19 protein-coding genes are annotated in these 21,256 nt (G+C 61.0%); 1 reads left to right on the top strand and 18 read right to left on the bottom strand.

The genetic code is table 11. From position 1 onward, the window contains the following. Nucleotides 1-130 precede the first annotated feature (130 nt). The 18 genes from FH08_RS0147580 to FH08_RS0147495 form a co-directional block, all read right to left on the bottom strand. Nucleotides 131-1,768, bottom strand: a complete 1,638-nt coding sequence (locus FH08_RS0147580; RefSeq protein WP_031365120.1) for a molecular chaperone GroEL — start codon at nt 1,766-1,768, stop codon at nt 131-133. Nucleotides 1,769-1,812: 44 nt separating this feature from the next. Next, entirely contained in the window at nt 1,813-2,586 is a 774-nt protein-coding gene (locus FH08_RS0147575; protein WP_235210739.1) for a metal-sulfur cluster assembly factor, read from the bottom strand. 5 nt (nt 2,587-2,591) lie between these two features. Next, nucleotides 2,592-3,614 carry an amidohydrolase family protein gene (locus tag FH08_RS0147570; RefSeq protein ID WP_031365118.1) on the bottom strand — a complete coding sequence of 341 codons (1,023 nt, stop codon included), beginning with the start codon at nt 3,612-3,614 and terminating at the stop codon, nt 2,592-2,594. An 83-nt stretch (nt 3,615-3,697) separates the two neighbouring features. Next, entirely contained in the window at nt 3,698-4,051 is a 354-nt protein-coding gene (locus FH08_RS0147565; protein WP_031365117.1) for an MmoB/DmpM family protein, read from the bottom strand. Nucleotides 4,052-4,106: 55 nt separating this feature from the next. Then, on the bottom strand, nt 4,107-5,192 hold the full coding sequence (locus FH08_RS0147560; RefSeq protein WP_031365116.1) for a toluene hydroxylase: 1,086 nt from the start codon (nt 5,190-5,192) through the stop codon (nt 4,107-4,109). 63 nt (nt 5,193-5,255) lie between these two features. After that, nucleotides 5,256-6,317 carry an NADH:ubiquinone reductase (Na(+)-transporting) subunit F gene (locus FH08_RS0147555; protein ID WP_031365115.1) on the bottom strand — a complete coding sequence of 354 codons (1,062 nt, stop codon included), beginning with the start codon at nt 6,315-6,317 and terminating at the stop codon, nt 5,256-5,258. Nucleotides 6,318-6,417: 100 nt separating this feature from the next. Further along, the gene (locus tag FH08_RS0147550) at nt 6,418-8,088 is read right to left on the bottom strand and encodes an aromatic/alkene/methane monooxygenase hydroxylase/oxygenase subunit alpha (protein WP_031365114.1); all 1,671 of its coding nucleotides are present in this window, start codon (nt 8,086-8,088) and stop codon (nt 6,418-6,420) included. 532 nt (nt 8,089-8,620) lie between these two features. Next, the gene (locus FH08_RS0147545) at nt 8,621-8,824 is read right to left on the bottom strand and encodes a hypothetical protein (RefSeq protein ID WP_031365113.1); all 204 of its coding nucleotides are present in this window, start codon (nt 8,822-8,824) and stop codon (nt 8,621-8,623) included. A gap of 40 nt (nt 8,825-8,864) precedes the next feature. Beyond that, entirely contained in the window at nt 8,865-9,959 is a 1,095-nt protein-coding gene (locus tag FH08_RS0147540; RefSeq protein ID WP_031365112.1) for a WD40 repeat domain-containing protein, read from the bottom strand. Then, the gene (locus FH08_RS0147535) at nt 9,956-10,960 is read right to left on the bottom strand and encodes a CobW family GTP-binding protein (protein WP_031365111.1); all 1,005 of its coding nucleotides are present in this window, start codon (nt 10,958-10,960) and stop codon (nt 9,956-9,958) included. Before FH08_RS0147535 ends, FH08_RS0147540 begins: the two co-directional genes overlap by 4 nt. Next, a complete protein-coding gene (locus FH08_RS0147530) occupies nt 10,957-11,274 on the bottom strand; it encodes a hypothetical protein (protein ID WP_200878892.1) in 318 nt (105 codons plus the stop codon). The genes FH08_RS0147535 and FH08_RS0147530 overlap by 4 nt, the downstream gene beginning before the upstream one ends. Before the next feature lie 25 nt (nt 11,275-11,299). Beyond that, entirely contained in the window at nt 11,300-12,343 is a 1,044-nt protein-coding gene (locus tag FH08_RS0147525; RefSeq protein WP_031365109.1) for an NAD(P)-dependent alcohol dehydrogenase, read from the bottom strand. A 486-nt stretch (nt 12,344-12,829) separates the two neighbouring features. Beyond that, nucleotides 12,830-14,464: an FGGY-family carbohydrate kinase gene (locus FH08_RS0147520; protein ID WP_031365108.1), complete on the bottom strand. Its 1,635-nt coding sequence runs from the start codon at nt 14,462-14,464 to the stop codon at nt 12,830-12,832. A gap of 93 nt (nt 14,465-14,557) precedes the next feature. Beyond that, nucleotides 14,558-15,286 (bottom strand): SDR family oxidoreductase, encoded by a 729-nt coding sequence (locus FH08_RS0147515; RefSeq protein WP_031365107.1) that lies wholly within the window; start codon nt 15,284-15,286, stop codon nt 14,558-14,560. 24 nt (nt 15,287-15,310) lie between these two features. After that, complete coding sequence (locus tag FH08_RS0147510; RefSeq protein ID WP_200878891.1) at nt 15,311-16,594, bottom strand: sugar ABC transporter permease; 1,284 nt, start codon at nt 16,592-16,594, stop codon at nt 15,311-15,313. Nucleotides 16,595-16,608: 14 nt separating this feature from the next. After that, nucleotides 16,609-17,412 (bottom strand): ATP-binding cassette domain-containing protein, encoded by an 804-nt coding sequence (locus tag FH08_RS0147505; protein ID WP_031365105.1) that lies wholly within the window; start codon nt 17,410-17,412, stop codon nt 16,609-16,611. Between the two features lie 98 nt (nt 17,413-17,510). Then, nucleotides 17,511-18,575: a sugar ABC transporter substrate-binding protein gene (locus FH08_RS0147500; protein WP_031365104.1), complete on the bottom strand. Its 1,065-nt coding sequence runs from the start codon at nt 18,573-18,575 to the stop codon at nt 17,511-17,513. 353 nt (nt 18,576-18,928) lie between these two features. Next, on the bottom strand, nt 18,929-19,933 hold the full coding sequence (locus FH08_RS0147495; RefSeq protein ID WP_081889876.1) for a helix-turn-helix domain-containing protein: 1,005 nt from the start codon (nt 19,931-19,933) through the stop codon (nt 18,929-18,931). 310 nt (nt 19,934-20,243) lie between these two features. Here FH08_RS0147495 and FH08_RS0147490 point away from each other — a divergent pair, with 310 nt between their 5' ends. Then, nucleotides 20,244-21,233, top strand: coding sequence for a threonine aldolase family protein (locus tag FH08_RS0147490; RefSeq protein ID WP_051889078.1), 990 nt, complete (start codon nt 20,244-20,246; stop codon nt 21,231-21,233). Nucleotides 21,234-21,256 lie beyond the last annotated feature (23 nt).

Below are 21,256 nucleotides of genomic sequence, written 5' to 3'. Positions count from 1 at the left end.
GCGCGTCCGCTGAAATCCGGCAACGTACGTTTTCCAGCCTCTCAGGATCAAACCACACGATCTGATTCGGATACCGAATTATTTTATTTTTCCGTAGCCGGCCGCCGCGTGGCGACCGGCTACAGCACGACTATTTTCGGCCGAACAATTCGGCGCCACCGCCAAGCGCGGGACCGGCCGTGGGATCGATCGTCTCCGGTTTCTTGGCGATCAGCGTCTGGGTAGTCAGGATCAATCCTGCAACCGATGCGGCATTACGCACCGCGCTGTAGCTGACTTTCACCGGATCGATGATGCCCGCCTCTACCAGGTTCACGAAGGCACCCGTGCGCGCATCGAGTCCCATACCCGGTCTCGATCGCACCGCCTCGGACACAATCGCCTCGCCGTTCAGTCCGCAGTTGGTCGCGATGTGAAACAGCGGTTTTGTCAACGCCCGCTGCAGCAGTCGCGCGCCCTGCTGAACACTCCCCTGGGTTCGTGAAACGATCCCTTCAAGTTCGGAGGACACCCGCAGCAACGCCATCCCTCCTCCGGGCACGACTCCCTCGGCAATAGCCGCGCGCGCCGCGTTGATCGCATCCTCGATCAAATGAAGCCGGCGTTTCTGTTCGACCGGCGTGGCGCCGCCGGCCAGGATCATTGCGGTGCCCCCGGATAGTTTGGCGAGACGCACCTGGTACTTGTCCCGTTCAACATTTTCGGGCGCCATCTCGTACTGGCGCGCCACCTGCTGGCGACGCGCGGCGATGCCGACCGGATCGCCGCCACCAGCCGTAATGATGGTCTGGTTGGCCGAGATACGTACCTGCCGGGCACTGCCGAGATCTCGCAGTTCCGTGGTCTCGAGTTTTCCGCCCAGGTCGCGGGCGACCACCCGGCCTCCCGTAACAATTGCTATATCCTCGAGCATCGCCTTGCGCCAATGCCCGTATTCGGGCGGATGGATAGCCGCCACAGGAACCCCGCCGTTATCCCGCCAGGCGAGCAGGCTCACCACACATGCTGGAGCCACCTCTTCGGCAATGATCAGCAGCGGGCGCTTACTACTGCCTATGAGCGCCTGGATCGCTGCCACCTCTTCCACCGACTGCAGCCGCTGATCCGTCATCAGAATGAGCGGGTTATCGAGCACCACCTGCATTCTTTCGAGGTCCGTGACCATGTGATGAGACAGGTAGCCGCGATCGAAGGCCATGCCGTCGACCACTTCCAGACGCGTTTCGACCGTCGTTCCATATTCGACGTCGACAATGCCATCCGGACCGACCCGCTCCAGCGCTTCGGCCACCATCGCGCCTGTGACCTCGTCGTTGGCGGCCACGATTGCAACCGCACGCACCTCCTCAGGTCCGCTTAGCGGAGTCGCCGTGCGTTTGAGCGCCGCGATAACCTCAGTTACGGCGGCTTCGAGGCCTTGGACCAGTTCGACAGGGTTAGCGCCTTCCGCGAGACAGGCAAGACCATCTTGCACCAGTGCATCTGCCAGAACAGTCGCCGTCGTGGTACCGTCGCCCGCGACTTCATTGGTCTGCTTCGATACCTCCCTGACGACCTGCGCGCCGATGTTTTCGAACACGTCTTCCAGTTCGATCTCGTTGGCGATGCTCACGCCATCGCGGGAGATGATCGGCGTGCCGATTGGCCGGTCGATGATCGCATTCATCCCACGGGGACCGAGCGTGCCACGTACTGCCTTCGCAAGCTTGGCCACGCCGCGGCCGAGCGCCATGCGGGCCTCATCGTCGTGCAACATGATATTCGGCATGATTGCCTGTCTCCCTTTATGATTGATTGGTATGACGAATCAATTTAAATCGACCCGGCCACACCGATAGAACGAACGAAATGCACCGGCTTGACCTCCACTTCTTGCGTGCATCCCGACCCGTATCGAGTAGCCAGCAATCCCCGACATAGCGCGCTGTTGAATTCGGCGTTGACGCCAACCCGTCGCAAGGCACGCAGGTAAGCGTGGATCTGGCCGGCATCGAGCGGTGCGCCGTCCTGGTCGACAAAGGCCAGTTCGAGCGCGCCCGACCCGACTACCGGACGTCGCTCCAGATAGCGAACAACCAGCCGATGACCCGCTAAATCACAACGCAGCGCGGCTAGTTCCGCCACGCTTAGCCGCAGCAACGCCGCTGACTCATGCCCGTGATCGAGCAGATACGTCAGCAGCGCTTCCTGCCTCCGCTGGAAAGCCTTCACCATGAAGGTCCGGCGAACCTCCTCCAGATCGCCGCTGGCTTCACTACCGAAAGTAGCCTGGAACGACTGCCCAGCCGCGACGCCGCGATTGATCTCGTCGGCATACATGTGCTCGCCGAGGCCCACCGTGACCTTCCTGACCCACGGTAGAGCCGCGACGGCAATACGCATGTCGTCGGCCATCAGGAACGCGAAATTAGCGGCGCACCAGTAGGTCGGCAGGCGGAAATCAATGCGCACGTGTTCGTCGGCATCGACCTCGACGCGGGTGACGAAACCCAACTCCGTCACCGATTCGTCGAGTTCGGGATCGATGACGGATTCGAGCCGCGTCCACACCTCCGCGCTCCGGTCAACCATAGCAACGGCTGCCATGATGGTCATACCGTGGCCGTCTGACGCGTGGTGTCAGCCAGCAGCTTCTTCTGGGCTTCTATATCGATGCCATACAAGCGCGCCGCATTGAGCCCGAGGATCTTTTTCTTCGCTGTCAGGGAAAGTTGAACGCCGGTCTCCTTACTGACGGATTCAGGCAATTCAAACGCCATGAACTTCTCGATCAGCCACTTCGGCGACCAGATACCGTAGTCACTGCCGTACAGGATCTTGTCTTCGCCGACCCAAAAAAGCAGTTCCGAAATCACATGGGCGAAATACTCGGGGCGCGTGTGAATGAACGGCAACACCACGGCGAGGCCGCCATACACGTTGGTTTCCTGGGTCGCGATCCAGCAGAAATCGTCCAGGCGCGGCAAGCCGCAGTGCTCGACAATGAAGTTCAGGTTCTGGAAACTCGTCGCCGCGTCGTCGACGTCGGCAACATCGAAGGCGTCGCGGTTCAGCGGCAGGATGGTCGGGCCCTTGTGGACGTGGATATTCTTGATCCCCAGCTTTTCGCAGCGTTCAAAGTATTTCTGCACGCCCGGGTCTGACAGCTTGTAACCCTTGCTGTCACCGCGCCATTCAGCGGTATAGAGTTTGACGCCCTGGATCTTGTATAACTCGGACAATTCGTCCAGGCGATCGAGCCCGGCCTCGCCGTCGCGGGGATCGAACGCGCCGTTGACGATAAACCGGTTCGGGTATTTCCCCTTCAACACATAGTTGGACTCGGTCGTGTTAAAGCCGTTCTTGTAGAAGTCCGTCAGGTACGTCGGCTGACAGATCGCCATGTCGTCGTAGCCTTTGACGAACAGGTCCTCGTGCATGGCTTCCTCGCCGTACTTGTCGAATTTCTCCTTGGGCCACAAATACTCCTTGGGGCTCAGGTTCGAATGATAGGCATAGAAGCAATCGATGAACTGCTGGCCGTGCACATTCTTCAGGTTGGCCTTGCTGCCGTCCCAGAGATGAACGTGCCCGTCAATAATGAAGATCTCTTCTCCGTCCGCGGTCCGATACATGACATTGTCTCCGTGGTTGTGCGAGAGCGACCGGCTTTACGTCATGCAAAGCCAGTCGCAAGGTGCGATACGGTCCAGGGCCGTCACTCGTAAGCCATGGCGTCGTCCATATTGCCGAACAGCACGACGGTGTCGTCGTCTATCATCACCATCCGCCCGTAATGGGTCGACGTGGAGATCTCGAACAGATGCGGGGTCATCTCGCGGCCAAGCGATTCGCTGATCTCACTCATCTTGAACTCGATCTTCCCCTGCCCGTCTATGCGAATCATCGCGGGCAGGTAGGTCACCGTGATGCCGGGTTTGTGCGCCATCAACTCCGAAATAGCGCGTGCCTCGACACTATCGTTCATGGTGACGCCGCACTGATGGGAAATGGTCTGCTCGAAACGAACGTCCTTCATCGACTTGAAGATGTTGTCGGTATGCACTGACATCGTGTACTCCTCTTCCCGGTTAGGTCGTACTACAAAGGGATTTCCAAGGGATGGTTCAGGCCCGGATCGACAGTGGAAAATGAATGCCGATCTCCCGGGCAATCATCTCGGCGCGCTCTATCGAACTGTTCAGGCTGTCGTTGAACTGCACCACCTTGACATGCGGAATCGACCAGATCGGTTGGAGGTGCTTTGCCGCCTCGGCTGCCAGGGCGCCGTGCTTTTCAAGCCATTCGCCAAACAACTTGCGGTTGGCGTCCCCATGCTTCGGGTCGTTGGCAAGCATGTGAAACAGCTCGACCGCGTTGGCCAGGTTGCGCTCATAGTCGCCCTCGGCTGCGGAAACAACCGTAGGCGTCAGGAAGTCGTTTTGCGATGCGGCCATCTGCATGATGAAGCCGCTGCGAAACAGGTCGGCCACCAGCGGCTCGAACACCACATTCACCGCGAAGTACTTTTCCAGGAAGTCGGTTGCCCCGCCGATAGCCTCAATTGCCCGGCGTGTTTCCTGCCAGATCGGGTCGTTCAGCCAGTGCGACTTCCCGGCGTCGAGGTCAAGATTCGGCGCGTCCAGTGCGATCTCTCCCAGGTACAACGTCAGGTCTTGCGCAAAGCGCAGCTTGTACGATGCATTCGTGAGGATGGCGCTGTTGATCATCTGCGTCACGCCATAGCGCTGCGCGTGCATGGTCGCGGTACCCAGGCCAAACTCCGCATGCTTGTATGCGCCAAGATGCTGCTCCAGCAGCTTGAGCCACGTCTTGTCGAAACGCTTCACCGCGCCCGAGCGCCGGGCATTGCTGATGGCGCTGCTGATCATGCCAATGATGGTGGACTGGCGCTGGTAGTGCGTGCGCTCCCATTCCTCATCGACCGCGCGGAACTTGTGCCAGTCCGTGCACTTGGCGGCGGTCCATGTTTCCGAGTAGGTCGGCGTGCCGTCGGCGAACGAGATAATCCAGTCCTGTAGCAGGTAGCGCTTCGGGTCCGGCTGAACATCGACGGTCATGTCCTCATAGTGGGACGCCTTGCGCCCCTTGGGCTCGTAGTAGTTGTACTTGCGACTGTCCCACCCAGCGAACTGGGCCGCGCCGGCCGCGCCTGATGCAAGCGGTGCCGGTTGCTCTATTGTGGTGCTCATGTCGATCCTCCTTCGTCCTTCATTTATCGGAACTTCCGGTCTGAAGCCCTGCCAAGGGGCCCGTCAGCGGACGGCCTGGGTAAATTTGTCGAAATAAAGCCGCTCGGGCGATACGCCGGCCATTTGCAGCACCGGCATCACTGCGTCGATCATCGGTGTCGGACCACACGTATAAGCATCGATCTCGCCGGCAAGCGCTTCCTCGCGCAAGGTCCGCCCCAGCACCTCGTGAATGAAGCCGGTCTCGCCGGTCCATTCATCGCCCGCTTCAGCATGCGAAAGCGCCGGGATAAAGCGAAAGTCGGGCAGCTTCGCAGTGAGTTCGGCGAAGTCGTCGAGATAGAACAAGTCGTGACGAGTACGCGCGCCGTAGAAGAAACGCACCGGCCTTTGTTCGCCGCTCTGGACGAGATCGTTGAGGATCGACCACAGGGGAGACATTCCAGAGCCGCCGCCCACCAGCACCATCGGTCCAGGCTGTTCTTCCCGACGAAAGCACGTGCCGTACGGTCCCTTCGCCACCAGCCGGTCACCCGGCTTGAGGCCGTCATCGAGCTGAGAAGAGAACGCGCCATTGGGATACTTCTTGATGATGAACGCAAGGCTCGTCTGACCCCCTGGCTCGCTTGGAACGCTTGCCATGGAGAACGACCGGGTGATGTCCAGCCCCGGGATGGTCAGGTCAACGTACTGGCCGGCCCAAAACCGCAAGGGCTGGTCCAACTCCACTTCGAGCAGCCTGATGTCATGCGTGAGGGCAGTTATTTTCGCTAGCGTCGCCCCGAATTCCTTCACCGCAATCGAGCGGCGCATCAGGTCTTCGTCGTAGTTCAGCAGTTCCACCGTCAAGTCACTGAAGGCGAGTGTCCGGCACAGCAAGATGTGATTCGTCTCACGCTCATAGTCGGGCAGCGCGAAGGTTGAATACTTCTTCAACTCGACGTCGCCTTCGATTAACAGGGACTTGCAACTGCTGCATTGCCCTTCCTTGCATCCGTGCATCACCGAGATGCCCTGGCGAAACGCGGCATCCAGCACGGTCTCGCCCTCCGCGACCTCCATCTCGACGCCGACAGGCTCGAATCGCACTGTATGAACTGTCTGGTAGTCGATTGTTTCCGGCATGGCATCCCTCTTCCATTGCATATCGCTAGTCGTGCTCATCGTGCTCATCGTGCCCCCTGATTCGTCCGGGAGCGATACTCTCCCGGACGGCATCGCCTCTTCAATTCACCGGATTGATCTTGAAACCGGCTCGATAATCGGCGATGTGCTTCTCGCGCTGCTCGGGCGTCATCCCCCGCAACAGAACGATCGGGCTCTGGATGGTATGACCACGAACATGGTCAAGCGTCCACATGTTCCTGTCGTCGAACTGCAGATGCGGTTGCGGCACCAGGGTCTTGCCATCGCTGCGTACGAATCCGAGATCCTTGATGCAATCCGCCAGATCCCAGCCGTGGTAGCACTCTTCCCACTCGCGACGACCGCTGAAGCGTCCCATGGCAGGGGTCGGCCGCCCTTCATATTCCGAGGCGAACGCTACCTTGTGGGTCCAGCGGCAGAGCTCCGAGCAATAGGTGTACAACTGCCCTTCGACCTCGTCGACGACGAAGTCTTCCCGGATCAGGCACGGCACCAGACAGCTCCAGCAGCGGTGCGGGTACACATAACCGTTCTCTTGATCGAACAGCATGTTGGTCTCGCCCGGCGTGCTCTTCTTCGCGTACCACTTCCAGTAGTCGCCGAATTCGGCGTACCAGCCGGGGTACTTGTGCTCAAACCACTCGAAGTCCTTCTCGGTCTGTGCTTCGATACGCCAGAAGTTGACCGGCCAGCCCACGGAGAAGAACTGCGCGACCTTGTGGACATAGTTCTTCTTGACCAGTCGATCCCAGGCAGCCCCAACGTCATCGTGGTGAATCTTGATGCCGTATTTTTCCAGCGGCAGCATGTAGGTACGGTAGTAATCCTCATAGATCCACCGGTGCCACAACTCGACATACGATTCCTTGTTCTTGTCGCGGTCGGTGGTGCCGTATTCGATGAACGTGCCAATTGCCGCGTCCACAATCGCGTGGTTTTGCCAGAAGGCGTAGCGAAGATCGCGCTCCAGCAAAAGATGATTGTCCGGATCATTGATCACCGACATCACCAGCGAATGGCCATTGCCAATATGGCGGCTTTCGTCGGACTGCACCGAGAGGAACACCGTCGGCAACGCATAGTCGCCGTTGCGCGCGGCTTCAGACGGCATGGCGACAAACAGCGTGTTAGTGAACGCCGTTTCCGCTACCACCTGCAGGAACACGTTCGCCGCAGTAACCGCATCGCCGGTGAGGAAGCCTTCGGCAAACTGACGGCCGATCGTGGTCGCGTAGCACTTGCCGAACGCGGCCTCGGTGATATCGAACCCGGCCGGGTCGATATAGTTCTCCATGTACCACTTCTTGAGGTTCATCTGGATGGTCGAGTGACGGAACTCGTCGACCATCTGCATGGTGAAGCCGGTGCGCAATTCCTCGCCGGGTGCAAGCCGCCCGAGCATTGCCATCGAGCGCGCCGCCGAAATTTCCGGGAACGGAATGATCGCCAGGAACAGCTTCATCCATTCGACCCAGCGCGGCTGCACGTTGCGGAACATGTCGCCGCGCAACGCTGCATCCAACGCACCGTAGACGCGGTTGTCCTTTTCCTCCTGCATCGGAAAATAGGAGCGCAGCACCTGTTTCATCGGGTCGCGTGGCGCCTTGCTGATCTTGTAGTCCGTCGGGAAGGTCATCGCCTCCTGAACGTAACTGGGCGTCCAGCCGAGATCGGCGACGCGGCGTGCCGCCTCGCCGATGCTGATCCCGCGCTGGGACGTGATCTTGTTGAGGGTTAATCCGTCAGACATTGAGCTCTCCTTTTCCATTTCACGATTCACCGCCGTATTTCAGTGTCGTATTTCACTGTCATACCGCGGCGCTACGGGCAGGGCCGGTTGATGCCACGGCCGGAGTCAACAATCAACCACATAGGCCGGTGGTCACGGTCGCGAACAAAAAAATTGGCGCGGGAATGTTGGACTGACCGATATCCCGGTCCGGTCTTCACGATCCATGCCATCTGTCGTTTTTGTGTACTTCGGATCATCGACACTTGGGTCTCGATCTGCATTCATAGAGCGATTAGCGTGCCAACAAGGCTCATGTCCCGCCTTATAAGGCTGTGCGATTCGAGGGGTCATTTCCGCGAGGCGCCAACCCCTGATTCTGTTTTGTTATGCGACATTCGCATTCAGCGCACCTGTCCGATATTGGGACGCTCCCGGCTGCGAAGCGTTGCCGTTCAGTACGATTAGCGACGAGGCGGCGGCCCGTATATTCTTCCTATCAATAAGGATGCCAAATTATTAAAGTGAAACCGCCGACAACGGTTTGGGTCATCTACAGCCCCACGCCTCCACGCTGCTCCCCCGTATAGATCACGCTCTTGGCCTCATCGCCATTCGGCTTTTTTTCGGCGATGAAACGCGCGGCAAGAACCAGGGCGCCCATCGCGAAGTCCTTGCCGTAAGCCTCGATCATTTCGTCGCCGATGGCTCCCAGTCGTTCGAAGAACTGGTCCTTGGTGAGTTGTTCATGGGTCATGGATGTCTCCTTTATGTAATGGATGTTGCCCGCGCCCTTATCACGGGCTGCCGAAATGAAACAGCGCCTCCGGTAACGACACCAGGCCGATCTCGCCGGCCTCGGTGCCCATTGCCAGCCGTCCGCCGTCGGGCGACCAGGCGATGGCGCTCACAGGACTTGTGTCAGCCCCTTTGACGAACAGCACATCACTGCCGCCTGGCTGGCACAGCAGTACCGCGCCATTGTGGTAACCAACGGCAATCAATGGATGCGTAGGATGACAAGCAACCTCAGTGACCGGTGTCTTGCCCGCAATGCCGCATTCTCGCGGCTGGTTGGGATGGTCCTTGCCTGCAGGCGGGTCGAAGCGCCAGCAAACCGCACGCGGACCGCCGCTCGTGACCAACACGCGGCTGTCCGCCGAAAACGATAGCGACCGCGGTTGCCCCGGATAACCGGCCATCTCGATGTCGCCGCCGTCCGGCAAGCGCCACCCGTGCAAGGCGTTCTCCTCCATGCCGCTCACGAGATAGCGGCCGTCGGGACTCCATGCAACGTTGCGGTGATAGCCGGGCCACGCAAGCAAGCGCGGAACATGGGTATCGAGCGGCCATAGCGTCACGCCGCCGTGATGGGCGATCGCCAACTGATCGCCGGCGGGATTGAAAGCGAGAGCGGTTGCCGAACCCGCTAACGCGAGACTGGCCGGCTTCGTTCCCAGCCAGTGAACCCGGCGGCCGGTTGCATAGGCTCGACCCGACGGGCACGTGGCGACGAGATCGATCCACTCACCATCGACATCGACGAGGACCTCGCTCGCACCATCCACCTTCAGGTGGACCAGCCGGCCGTCGTCCCCACCGCTGAGAAATCCTCCTTCAGGATCGGCAGCAAGCGCTAGGCAGGTGCCGTCATGCACACTGAAGCGGGCTACCGGCAGCGGCGGTTCCCGCGCCGGGACGAAATCAACTCCACCACTCTGCCTGGGTTTAAGCGCAGGTCCACCAGGCCACTCACTCGCCGCGAGCGCCACCGACCCGTCGCCCAGCGCAAACCCCGCATGGCGACCCGTCGCGTCCCACGCAAGCGCGACAACGGGAGCGTCCGTCACCCATCGGGCGCCGAGCAATTCGATCAAAGGCGGCGCATTCATGAGTCGCTCGTGCAGTGCCCGACACTCTCCCGCAATCCGCGCCTGTCGAGATTGCGGCCGATGAACACCAGCCTGCTATCGCGTACTTCGTCCAGTCGCCATGGCCGGTCAAAATCCGTGTCCATCGTCATATGCACGCCCTGGAACACGAAGCGGCGGTCCGATCCTGCAAGGTCAACGATCCCTTTGGCTCTCAGCAGGTCCTGACCTTGCTCGACCACCAGTTGCTGCAGCCATGAGAGAAATCGGCTGCGTTCCAGCGGCTTCTCGACGCGCAGCGATACGCAATCTATGCCATGGCTGTGACGGCCGGGATCAACGGAGATATGGCGAAAGGGCCGTTCATCACGAGGTAGCTCGTCTGCATCGTTTGGCGCGTTGGTGAGATGAAGGCGCTTGAGATCAAACGCACCTCGATCAAGTAGCGTAGCCAGCGGCACCGCGCAGCGGACGCTGCGGATAAACTGCGCAGTCGGATTAATACCTCGTATGGCCGCCTCTACTGAAGCCAGGCCAGCCGCATCGACGAGATCCGTCTTGTTGAGCAGCACGGTGTCCGCCTGCGCCAACTGCTCCGCAGCCTCACGGCTGTCGGCCAGACATGCTTGCAGGTGCAGCGCGTCGGCTACGCAAATCACACTATCGAGTCGCGTGCGTTGACGAATGACATCGTCAACAAAAAACGTCTGAACCACGGGCGCCGGGTCCGCCAATCCTGACATCTCAATCAGGATGCCGTCGAAGCCGCCCTTGCGCTTGATCAGTCCCGACACCACTCGAATTAGATCCCCGCGCACCTTGCAGCATACGCAGCCGTTATTCAATTCGATGACCTCGTCTTCAGCGCCCACCACCAAGGCCCCGTCGATGCCGAGTTCGCCGTATTCGTTGACGATCACCGCATAACGCCGGCCGTGCTGTTCGCGCAGTATGCGATTGAGCAGCGTGGTTTTGCCCGCGCCGAGAAACCCGGTAAGCACCGTGACCGGAATTCGATTCATTGCCACTCCCCGGGTTTCTTGCTGGGCTCCGCCGTGTCGAAATTCGCCAGCTCGTTCTCAAGCCAGTCACGCTCGGCTTCGATAGCCAGCAACTCGTTTTCCGATGCATCCAGCCGCACCCGCAATTGCACTATGTCCCGGGTCCTGTCGGGCGTGGCGCCTTCGCGTTGCTCGCATGCCAGCGCACACGCCAACTCGATCTCGGCGCCGGCGCAGCGATTTTCGCCCCGCAAATAGCGGGAGTTAACTTCGGTCAATGCAATGACCAGGCGCACACGTTCGGGAATCGGCATTGAATCTTGCTGCAGCGCCACGGCGCCCTCCTTGTCTGATGGAACGCTATGGAATCAGCACTGCGCGGCCCCTGACCTTGCCGTGGTGAAGGTCCTTGAGCGCCTGGTTCGCCTCGCTCAAACGGTATTCCCTCGTCGCGAGATGGACCAGTCCACGATCGGCCAGCGCCATCAACTCGACCAACTCTGGATAGGTGCCGACCAGATTGCCGACAATAGTTTTCTCGCTGGTGATCATGTCGATGGTCGGCAACTCGATCTTCCCGCCATAACCGACGATGTAATAGAACCCGCCATTACGGGTCATGCTTAGGCCTTTGGCGACCGCATCACCTTCGCCGACAAAATCGATGACTGCCTCCGCACCATTACCGCTGGTCAACTCGAGCACGCTTTGCACTTCGTCACCGCCGCCCTTGATCGTATGATCCGCGCCGCATTCCTTAGCCAGTTGCAACGCGGTTTCCGAGCGGTCGACCACGATGATTTCCGCTGCGCAAAGAGCCTTCAATACCTGGATGCCGATGTGCCCCAGGCCCCCTGCGCCTATCACGACGGCATACTGGCCGGGCAGCAAATGACGCGACGCTTTCTTGGCAGCGCGGTAAGCGGTCAATCCCGCATCGGTATAAGGTGCGACATCCTTGGGCGCCAGCGACTTAGGCAGCTTGATCAGCGAACGCTCACCCGTCAGCAGATATTCGGCATAACCGCCATTGGCATTGATCCCCGGGAAGCTGCTGTCGGTCGCATGCATGTCGTCACCGCGCCGGCACGCCAGGCAGTGACCGCTTGTCACGAGCGGATGGCAGATCACCGCATCGCCCACCTTGACGCTCTCGACCGCGGAGCCCACTGCCTCGACCCAGCCGGCGTTTTCGTGCCCCATGATGTAAGGCAAGGCCACGTCGACCTTGCTGCGCCAGATGCCTTCGACCACATGCAGGTCGGTGCGGCAGACGCCCGCACCGCCAATACGCACGATCACGTCGGTGGCCCGCCCGATCTTCGGATCAGCGACCTCTTCGTAACGCACGAACTCGTCACGGCTCAATGATTCATCGTATTCATGCAGCACGGCAGCTTTCACGTTTCGTCTCCTTGTGTTTGGATGTTGCAGGCAGGCTCGCCGGTTCTTCCAACGCGTTTTTTTATCGCTTTCGTATAGGCAATCCGCATGGTCCATGCAATGTCCATGCCGATGACGCGTGCTCCGTCCGCACAGGTCGTGGACGCCTGATAGACAAAAGGAATTAATGGGGTAGATAGCCCGCAAGTAGCCCGCAAGGCGAGCTTGGGGATTCAACCACTGTCGCAGAATCGGACGCTTGATCGAGCGGCGGCTGCCGTATCTGTCGCGAAATGGGACATATGTACGGCGCGGATTTGCCAGCATCGCTTCACTGGCATCCTCGATGAAGGCTTTAGTGTGGTCGCATTTGAACGCTGCGCCGACGTGTCAGGTTACAGAAGCCGGTTGGTGGCGATTGACTACGTGAGCAGTCGCGCGCCGCCGACGCCAACCGTGTACTTGCAGCCGGCCGCCTCGTGGCCGGGATGGTCTGATGCCGTAGTTCTAGCGGATTTCCCTGGCCACGCTCTGCAACTGTTTGAACGCACGAAACCGCGCCTCGTGCAGTGCGGCGATGTCCCCTGAGTCCGACTCGTAGGTCTTGCTGATGTGCGACATCCCGGTCATCGCCGAGCGGACGTCGTCGAACTGGCCGCCCGCCACGCTGCCCAGCATCGCGGCACCGAGCAAGACGGGTTCTTCCGCCAGCGTGGCAAGCACGGGCTTGCCCGTTGCATCGGCGAGCAGTTGCCGGACGAGATCGAGCCGCCCCGCGCCGCCACTGATGACCACCCGCGCGATCGGGGCGCCGGCTGTGGTCTGCGCTTCGATGATCTGGCGAAGGCCGTAACCGATACTGCAAATACCGGCAATATAAAGCGCGACCAGACTGTCCAGGTCACTCTCCATTCCAAGGCCCGCGATCACGGCGCGTGCGTGCGGGTCAGCCAGCGGCGCACGGTTGCCCAGGAACTCCGGTACGACATGCAAACCCTTGGCGAGCAGCACGGCTCCCGACAAACTATCCGACGCCTGCTCCGCGAGAGCGGCGAGCATCACGGGCAATGATTGACCCGCTTGTGCCGCTCGATGTCGGGCATCGGGCGTGGCGGGGTGCATCGAAAGCAGTTGTTCAATCGCAGCGCCCGCCACCGATTGACCGCCCTCGTTGAGCCAGGCATCGGGCACCATCGCTGAAAAATAAGGCCCCCAGACGCCGGGTACGAAGACCGGGCTCCGCGTCGTGGTCATCGTGCACGATGAGGTGCCGAAGACGTAGCCGAGGTTGGCCTCGGGTTCACCATCGGCGCCCACCGTGCCGATTCCGCCGGCATGGGCATCGATCACGCCTGTCGCGACCGGCGTTCCGGCTCGCAGGCCGAGCTCCGCGGCGGCGTTTGCTGTTAGTCCGCTCCCCAACGGCGTTCCCGGGTCAACAACACTCTGGCCAATGCGTGCGAAGGCCTCGTCCGCCAGCACGCCGAGGCCAACGCTGCGGAAGTAACTCTCGTCCCAGCGCCGTTCGTGCGCGAGGTAGGTCCATTTGCACGTGACCGTGCAGGTGGAGCGGGACAGGTCCCCGGTCGCGCGCCAGGTCAGGAAGTCGGTCAGGTCGAAGAATTGCCATGCCGCCGCGAAGACGCTCGGCCTGTTCTCGAGGAGCCATAGCAGCTTGGGTGTTTCCATCTCAGGCGAGATCTTGCCGCCCACAAATTTCAGCACCTCATGGCCCGTCGCGTTGATGCGTTCCGCCTGCGCCACGGCGCGATGGTCCATCCAGACGATGATGTCACGCTCGGCTTGCTCCGAGGGGCCCACGGGCAACGGTTGCCCGCCTTCACCGAGCACGACGAGCGAGCAGGTGGCGTCGAAGCCAATGCCCGCGACCTGATCCGGTGACACCGCGGCCTGCGACAGCGCGTCCTTCACGGCATGGCAGACGGCGTTCCAGATCTCGCCGCTCGACTGCTCGACGATGGAGCCGCTCGCTTGATAGAGGGTGATGTCACGCTTGGCCGCGCCCACCATGCGGCCGGTCAGGTCGAAGATTCCGGCCCGGGCGCTGCCCGTGCCTACGTCCACGCCAACGACATAACGCGTGCTGCCTGTCACGCCCGAGGTCGGGTTTTCTAATGTCATAGCTCACTGCCTGCTCAATGCCAGTTATGGGGGAGTTCCAGGTAGACGGCGAGCTGCATCGGGCACAATCCGGGCTCGCCCCTGTCACGCGTTTCAAAGATCAACGCTGTTTGGAAGGATCACGAGATCGCGAATGGTCACGTTGCGCGGCCGCGTCAGCATGAAGAGTACCGCGTCGGCGACTTCCTTGGGCTGCATCAGGCTACCCGAAGCGAGCGCCTCGTCCATCTTCGCCTTCGGCCAGTCATCGAGCAGCGCAGTGACGACCGGGCCCGGCAACACCGCGCCCACCCGCACGCCATGTTTGGAGAGCTGGCGCCGGATCGTGTGGACAAAGGCTTGCACCGCGAACTTGGAGGCGGTGTAGATCGGCTCCCACACGACCGGGACCATGCCCGCAATGGAGCTGGTAAAAATGATGTCGCCCGATTTCTGCGCGACCATGTGCGGCAGCACGGCGTGGACCGAGCGGAACGCGGCGTTGATGTTGAGGTTCAGCATGCGATCCCACTCGTCCGGATTTCCGTCCACCACGTCGCCGCCAACGTAGGCGCCGGCGTTCGCATGGAAGATGTCGAGTCCACCGGCGAGGTCGAGGATCTTCGGCAGCATCGCAGAGACTTCCTGCGGCTGTAACAGATCCACCGTCAGTGGAAAGGCGTTCGGTCCCAGTTCCGCGCAGAGTTGCGCGAGCCTGTCCTTTGCCCGGTCGATGAGAACGACCTTCGCCCCTTCTGCGAGCAGCGTACGCGCGCACTCCAGGCCGATGCCCGATGCCGAACCCGTGATAGCTGCAACCTTTCCTTTCATTATGTCAGTCATTTGGTGATCCTAAGTTGCTGTAAATTACGCACGGCCATGCGAGACGCGGGACTGCCGGGCGAGCGAGTCGACAATCACCGCAATCGCCAGCACCGCGCCGGTGATCATGAAGCGCAGCGAGGACGACAGGTTCAGCAGCGTCAGGCCGCTCGCGATCGACTGGATCACGATGATACCCAGCACCGCCGAATACGCGCTGCCGCGGCCGCCGAACAGGCTGGTACCGCCAATCACCGCCGCTGCAATGGCGTTCAGGTTCACGTCGCCGCTGCCGGCCTGCTGGCTGGCCGAAGCGAGCCGCGCCGCAGTCAGCACGCCGCCGAGCGCGGCGAAACTGGCGCACAGCACAAAGGCGCTGGTGTAGATCGCGCTGACATTGATACCTGCCCGTCTCGCGGCTTCGTGATTGCCGCCGACCGCGTTCATCGACCGGCCCCAGCGCGTTCTCTTGAGTGCATAGTCCATCGCAACCGCGAGACCTAAGAAGACACCGAACATCAGAGGGACGCCTCGTCCCTGGTTAAGGTAGGCAACCACGACCTCCAACAGGACGGTGATGGCAAGGCTGCGCACGAGCAGGCTGCCCACAGAAGGCGCGGAGAGATTGGACGCGCGGCGGCGCTCACGGGTGCGCAGCCCGAGCAGCATCATCACGGCGCCCGGCGCCAGCGCGAGGAGATACGAAACGGCGGCGGGGATGATGATGAGTTGCCCGAGGTTCACCAGCGCCGAGTCGTAGGGCAGGTTGATCGACCCGGTCGCGCCCAGGACGTATAACTGCATGCCGAGGATCGCGAGCAGCCCTGCCAGCGTCGCGACGAAGCTCGGCATGCCGAGCCGGTTGAGCAGCAGCGCGTAGATGGCGCCGACCAGCGCACCCACCACGATGGCGACGAGGATGGCCAGCAGCACCGGCCAGCCGTGATTAACCCAGAGCATGCCTACCAAAGCCGAAGCGAAGCCGCTCATCGAACCCACTGACAGGTCGATTTGTCCCACCATCAGCACGCAGACAATACCCAGCGAAATCACGCCGACCGTCGAGCAGTCGAACAGCAAGTTCACCAGGTTGTTGGCTGAGAGGAACACCGGGTTCAGGCTCGTGAACACGGTCCAGATAATGACCAGGCCCGCGATGACCGGGAGAGATCCCAGATCGCCCGAGCGCACGCGTTCAACAGCGGCGCCAACGGCGCCGCTTACTCCGGTCGCGTGCTTGACGCGGACATCGCTGCGGTCGAGCAGCGTGGACGGCTTCGGAGCGTCTTGAGTTTCACGCTGCGGGGCGCCTTGCATTTCATTGCTCATGATCGTTCCTTTGACTAGACGCTCTGTTCGGCTTGACGGCGGCCGGCGCGACGTGACACGGCGTTCTCGGTGGCGCCGGTGATCGCGGCCACGAGCTCCTGATTCGATGAGTCGGGATAGAAGATGCCGTTGTTGCGGCCGAGCCGCAGCACCACGATCCTGTCGGCCACGGCGCGCACGTCCTCCATGTTGTGGCTGATCATGATGACCGCGTGGCCGCGGTCGCGTACCCGCTCGATCAGGTTCAGCACCTCGGCGGTCTGGGCCACGCCCAGCGCTGCCGTCGGCTCGTCGAGCATGATCAGCTTTGGATCCAGCAGCAGCGAGCGAGCGATCGCGACCGTCTGACGCTGGCCGCCCGAGAGCGAGGCGACCACGTCGCGCACACTTGGAATACGGGCCGACAGCTCGTTGAGTAGCGTCCAGGCCTTCACCTCCATGGCGACCTCGTCGAGGCGCAGCGGATTCATCTCTCGCCCGAGGTAGATGTTCGCGACGACATCGAGGTTTTCGCACAGCGCGAGGTCCTGGAACACCGTGGCGATGCCGAGGTCGAGCGCCGCGGCCGGATTAGAGAGCGTGACCTCCTTGCCACCGAACGTGATCGTGCCGGTGCTGGGTTGATGCACGCCGGCCAGGACCTTCACCAGCGTCGATTTCCCGGCTCCGTTATCGCCCACGAGCGCGACTACCTCGCCGGCATGCACGTCGAGCTCGATGTCCGTCAGGGCCGAGACCGCTCCGAAGTGTTTCGAAACGCCGCGCAGGCTGAGCACCAGCTCACCTCGCTTGGACCGGGTTGTGGAGTCGTCAGTCATGGGACGGATACCTCGTTAAGAGTAGAGGGACCCGGCACGAGCCGGGTCCCGTCCGGCATCGCGCCGGATGAGTTCGTTACAGTTCAGTTCGTCACGGGTCAGTTGGTGATCCCCAGCTTCTTGCACCCTTCGGCATAGCGGTCGGTGCACAGCTCCTTGGCGTTCGCGAAGCCCTTGTCGACCACTTCCGCCTTGAGGTTCTGCGCCGTGATGACCGCCGGCTTGAAGAGCTGGGACGGCGTGTTGAAGAGCGTCGTTTCACCCTTCGGGGTTTGCCCGGACAAGAAGCCGACAGCCACCTTCGCCGCCGCGGCCGCGACGATCTCGCTCGGCTTCAGGATCGTGTTGTACTCGTCGCCCGCGATGATCAGCTGGAGTCCCGCAAGCGTCGCGTCGTTGCCGGTCACCGGTGGCACCGGGTTGACGCCGGCTGCCTTGAAGGCCGCGACGGCCCCGCCACCCGTGCCGTCGTTCGCGGCCACTACGCCGACAATCTGCGAACCGAAGCGGGTGATCTGCCCGCTGACCCACTGCTGGGCCTTCGGCGGCGCCCAGTCCGGCGTGTCGTACTCAGCCAGCGTCTTGTAGCCGCTGCCCTCCAGGCCGGCATGGATGCCCTTCTTGATCAGTCCCGCTGCAGCGTCGGTCGGCGAACCATTGACCTCGAGCACACCGCCCTTGGTTGTCGGCACGCCTGTGGCTTTCAGGTGCTGGACGAGTGACTGCGCAATGGACTTGCCGATGCCCTCGTTGTCGAACGACACGTAGTAGTTGGCCGGCGTCGAGGGCACAGGCCGGTCATAGGCAATCACCTTGATGCCCTGGCCCTGCGCCATATGAACCAAAGACGCGGCGGCAGTGGAATCCACCGGGTCAAGGACGATCACCTTCGCGCCCTGCGCGATCACCGAGTTGAACTGCTGCTGCTGCGTCGACACGTCGGCATTGGCGTTCTGGTAAAGCACCTTGCAGTCGGGGCAGAGCTTGGTCATTTCGGCCTTGAAGCCGGGGAAGTCATGCTGTTCGTAGCGCGTCGATGCCTGGTCGGGCATCAGGAAGGCGACCGTGCCGCTGGGCGCGGCCAGCGCCACCGTGCTGCCTGCAAGGCCAAGGCCCACGCTCAGTACGCCGGCGCCGATCAGTTGGTTCGAAAGTCTGGTCATCGAATGTCTCCGTTTTTTTAAAAAGATTCCGGCGCAGATGCTGCCGTGGTTGGGCCTTGCTTGGGGCGGTGCGGCTTCTTGTAGAACTTCGTTAGCTTTTCCAGTGATCTCGGTGTCCCCGCAACTGCTGATCGTGTGTCTGCGCGTCAATTGCATTTGCACGGATAAGAGCCACTGGTTGCGTCGGAATCCATATACTCTGTAGTACACAATACATTCGTTTAGCCCACGCAAAAACGTTGCATACGTCGTGGAAGAACTTGGCAAATCCTTAGGCACCACAAAGACGCGTACGCGTCGTGCGATGCTACGTGCTAACCCCGCGTTCTGCGGTCTCCCGGCTAAAACACGCGCTAGCCGAACGCTTCCAAGGTTTGCGCAGCATCGGACGATTCAGTCGCGCTGGCAGCATTGAGCTGCTGATACGCACGCCAACGCGACGGGGACATCTCCTTCAGCAACAGGAACTGCCGGTTAAAATTCGAGAGATTATTAAAGCCGACCTGATAGCAGATATCGGTAATAGTCAGTTCACCCGACATCAGCAATTGGCATGCAAGGTTGATGCGCAGCCGGTTCACATACTGCACGAACGGCACGCCGGTATGGCGGCGGAAATATCGCGAAAAGGCGCTGGCGCTTTGTCCAGCGAGGTCGGCCAACTCAGTCTCGCGCAACTCTTGCGACAGGTTCTTGCCAATATAAGAAAGCACATGATTGATACGCGTCTCGGCATAGCGCGTCGGGTCCGCACGATAAGCGGCGCTCGCGAGCTTGACTTGTTCTGCGCTGTGCACGAGCAGGTCCAGCAACTCAAGAAACAACGTGATGCGCCGCATGCCTTGCGCGCCCAGCATCTCCCGCATGATCGGTTCGGCGGCCGCACCCGTTTTCGGTGTGAACAGCACGCCCCAACCCGATGCATCGAGCAAGGACTCCACGCACTTGAGCTCAGGGAACACCTTGATGGCGTTAGCGACAACCTCGGCATCGAATTGCAGGATCAGACAGCGTTCATCCACACGCTCGCCCGGCGACACATTGCTGACCCAGTTGTGCGGCAGATTCGTTCCCGTCATCACCAGATTGCCGGGCGCGAAGTTGCCGATGTAATCGCCTACGAAGTATTTGCCCGTCGTCGATGTAATGACCTGGATTTCATACTCGGGATGGAAGTGCCAGCGCACCGTGCGATACGGGTAACCGTGCGACCAGACCTTGAACGACTCATCGCGCGGCACGGCGACCAGTTCCAGGTCCGGCTGGACAATGTTGGCGCGCCGGGCGTCCGTGCGCGCTGCGCGGCAATAAGCGCAGGTTCCGCATCGACACGCGGCCGCGCTAAGAATGGTGTCCATCTGTCCTCCTCCTGACCTGCTCTTTTTCTGGGGCGGTTCGCATAAACCGAATTGCGCCTCGCCATGTGTACAAGTTAGCCCTGTCACGACTATTTCACCACTGAAATTGAAACCGCAAACTGATACTAATTTGCATTCGGGTAAGTCCGTAGGGCCTCAAGAGTCAACTTTTGTGCAACGCAGCAGCTTTGCGGGCGATTCGCACTAAACCCTCTCAATGTGATGTAAGCGCGCGCGTGGCGGGCCTGCCGGCAGTCCTCAAGGCCGGGCGAAATGCGGCGCGTGGGCTTAAGGAGGCGGCTAATAAGGCATGCGCGCGGCCATGGCGGCGGCAGAAGTGGGCGACGAGCAAGCCGATGAGGATCCGACGACCCTCGCGCTATGCGCGAGGGTCGCGCGTGACCTGGGTTATCCGGCCGCCGTCTTCATGCCCTCCGGCACGATGTGCAACCTCGTGGCAACGCTCGTGCATACGCGTCCGGGTGACGAGCTTATCGCGGACTCGGAGTCTCACATTTGCACCACCGAAGCCGCCGGCGCAGCGGCCATTGCCGGCGTAGCGATCAATCCTGTGTTCACCGAAGACGGCGTGTTCACCGGCGAACAATGCCTCGCCGCGATTCGTTTTCCGTCACGCACCGCACCACGCTCGGCCATGGTCTGCATCGAGCAGACAACCAACTTCAGCGGTGGCGCCGTATGGCCGCTGGATACGCTGCGTGGGGTGCGCGATGCTGCGCTTGGCGCGGGTCTCAAGACGCATATCGATGGAGCACGGCTATTCAACGCGACGTGCGCAACGGGCATTCCCATGCGCGACTATGCGCAAGGATGGGACAGCGCCTGGGTCGATCTCACGAAGGGCCTCGGCTGTCCTGGTGGCGCGGTATTGTGCGGAAGCGCCGATTTTATTCGCGACGCGTGGGTGTGGAAATATCGTCTGGGCGGTGCCATGCGTCAGTCGGGTGTGCTGGCGGCGGCTGCGATCTATGCGCTCGACCATCATGTCGAACGACTCGCCGACGACCATGCAAACGCAAAATTGTTCGTGCAACTTTTATCGGCCGAGCCGTCGTTCGTATTCACCGCGCTCGAGCCTGAATCGAACCTCGTGCTGTTCAGCTTACAGGGCCTGCTGGCCGATGCAGCCACCTTCGCCCGGCGCGCAATCGAGCAAGGCGTGCGGATTCGTGCGCTGCCCAATGGGCGAATCCGTGCGACGACTCACCTCAGCGTCGCACGTGAAGACATTGTCGCTGCGGCTGCGATCCTGATAGCCGCAGCGCGTGAGCTTCGGTAGAGCGTATGAAGGAGCAAGCCAAG

It is taken from the genome of Caballeronia sordidicola (assembly GCF_000729995.1).
Taxonomy (GTDB): Bacteria; Pseudomonadota; Gammaproteobacteria; order Burkholderiales; family Burkholderiaceae; genus Caballeronia; species Caballeronia sordidicola_A.
This window is presented reverse-complemented; position numbering and strand designations above follow the sequence as displayed.